This window comes from Halanaerobium sp., from assembly GCF_003070835.1.
This window is the reverse complement of record NZ_QBLR01000471.1, coordinates 1-1,827: the sequence shown is the minus strand read 5'-3', so window position 1 is coordinate 1,827 and position 1,827 is coordinate 1. Positions and strand designations below refer to the sequence as shown.

Annotated in this window: 3 protein-coding genes; 2 read left to right on the top strand and 1 reads right to left on the bottom strand. The window is 30.5% G+C overall.

Going from position 1 to position 1,827, the window contains the following annotated elements; all coding sequences use genetic code 11:
• Positions 1–11 precede the first annotated feature (11 nt).
• Positions 12–110: a HepT-like ribonuclease domain-containing protein gene (locus CI949_RS21065; RefSeq protein ID WP_365942075.1), complete on the top strand. Its 99-nt coding sequence runs from the start codon at positions 12–14 to the stop codon at positions 108–110.
• 51 nt (positions 111–161) lie between these two features.
• Complete coding sequence (locus tag CI949_RS20550; protein ID WP_290769897.1) at positions 162–671, top strand: winged helix-turn-helix transcriptional regulator; 510 nt, start codon at positions 162–164, stop codon at positions 669–671.
• Here CI949_RS20550 and CI949_RS20545 read toward each other — a convergent pair.
• Positions 668–1,399, bottom strand: coding sequence for a Fic family protein (locus CI949_RS20545; RefSeq protein ID WP_290769895.1), 732 nt, complete (start codon positions 1,397–1,399; stop codon positions 668–670). The genes CI949_RS20550 and CI949_RS20545 overlap by 4 nt on opposite strands.
• Between the last annotated feature and the right edge of the window lie 428 nt (positions 1,400–1,827).

Sequence of the window (1,827 nt, the reverse complement as noted above, 5' to 3'; positions counted from 1 at the left end):
GAGATGTTTTAATTCATCAATATGATAGTATTCTATTAGAAATAGTATGGGAAACATTTAAAAATAAAATACCAGAACTTGAAATTGAAATAAAAAATATTTTAGATTAGTTTTGTTTTGTATTGAAAGCAATAATAATTAAACATCTTGAAGGAGTTAAAATGGAGCAAAAAATAACAGATATTTTAAATATATTAAACAGCAAAGATAGTCCTTCCCAGCGGGAAATAGCAAAAGAGGCCGGTATTTCTTTAGGTCTGGTTAATACCCTACTTAAAAAGTGTGCTAAAAAGGGTCTGATTAAAATTGAAAGGCTTAATTCCCGGAATATTAAATACATCTTAACCCCGGCTGGTATTAAAGAAAAAACTAAAAAGACTATTACATATGTGAAAAAATCTTATCAGGCAATTAAAGAAATTGAGGCTGAGGTGCTTAAATTGGCAGCTCGGGCTGAAAAAGAGGATAAAGATCTTTATCTCTACAGTGATGAAGAGGAAGATGAGATCCTTGATCTGGTTTCTTTAGTCTTGAGGGAAAACAATTTGGAGTTTGAAGTATTTACTGCAGAGGAAGAGCTGGCAAAGATAAATAAAGAGGAGAGCCTGCTTCTGCACTGGGATCCGGATTTAAAGGTGGAGCACCTGGAGCCGGTAAATATCTTTATTTAATTAATTATATCTAAATAGATGTCTAAACTTTTATTTAAAGATGCAGATACTAAGTCAATGAAGTCACTATAGTCACCAGTAGTATGTGCTTTATCTAAGCTTTCATAGTATTTAACTCTATCTTCGTTTCTAATAATTATTATTGGATAACCAGCTTTTATTAATTCAAAATTCAATAATATCCTGGCTGTTCTACCGTTTCCATCAATAAATGGATGTATTTTAACAAAATCAGTGTGTAATCTGGCAGCTCTTTCTATTGTATGAAGAGTTGAGCCTTTATCATAATACCAATTAATTAGATCTTCCATTTGATCGTGAATAAAAACAGGTGCAGGAGGTATATGCTCAGCGCCACTTATTACTACTTTTTCATTTCTATATTTACCTGCATTTTCATCATCTATGCTTTTAAGTATTAGATAGTGTATATTTTTTATTTGTCTTTCTGAAAGTTTCTCTTCTTTATTAATTATATCTTCCATGTAATTAATAGCTTCTTTATGATTTACAACTTCCAAATGTTCTTTTAATGTTTTTCCACCGATTGTTATACCATCCTCCAGCACTACTTTTGTTTCAGATAAGGTTAAAGTGTTACCTTCAATTGCATTTGAATTATATATCCACTCCAAAAGGAGTTTTGCTCTTAAGCTTTTTAAAGTATTTTTTGGTAGTGGTCTCTTTTCATCAAATTTTCTCTTTTTCTGATCAATAGTATCAAACATTATTAAGGTCCTCCTTAGACATCTGAAATCCCTGAATCTTTTTCATTAGTATCACCTATTCACGTATATAATTATATCACGGCATGTGGAGCTATACAACGGCAGAATTAAGCTTTTTTACCTGGATTTCGAATAATTTAAATGCTATAATATGATTGAGGTGTTCGACTATGAAAACTGAAAAACTAAGAAAAGTTGGTGACAGCTATATTTTTATTATTCCAAAAGAGCTTAAAGAAAAATATAAAATACAAAATCGAGAGGAACTATAATTATGATTCTTGGAGGCTGAGATATGAATTGGAAATTCTGGCAGAATGATGACCAAAAAAAACTTTTAGAGAAAATAGAGAAATTAACTGAAAAAGTAAATTCCATGGAAGAAAAAATTAATGATTTAGATAAGTCAGAGAAAAAAATGAACCGCT

Bases quoted from the DNA above. Each gene is read 5' to 3' on its own strand.
- CI949_RS20545 (WP_290769895.1), bottom strand. From the start codon at position 1,399: ATGTTTGATACTATTGATCAGAAAAAGAGAAAATTTGATGAAAAGAGA.
- CI949_RS20550 (WP_290769897.1), top strand. From the start codon at position 162: ATGGAGCAAAAAATAACAGATATTTTAAATATATTAAACAGCAAAGAT.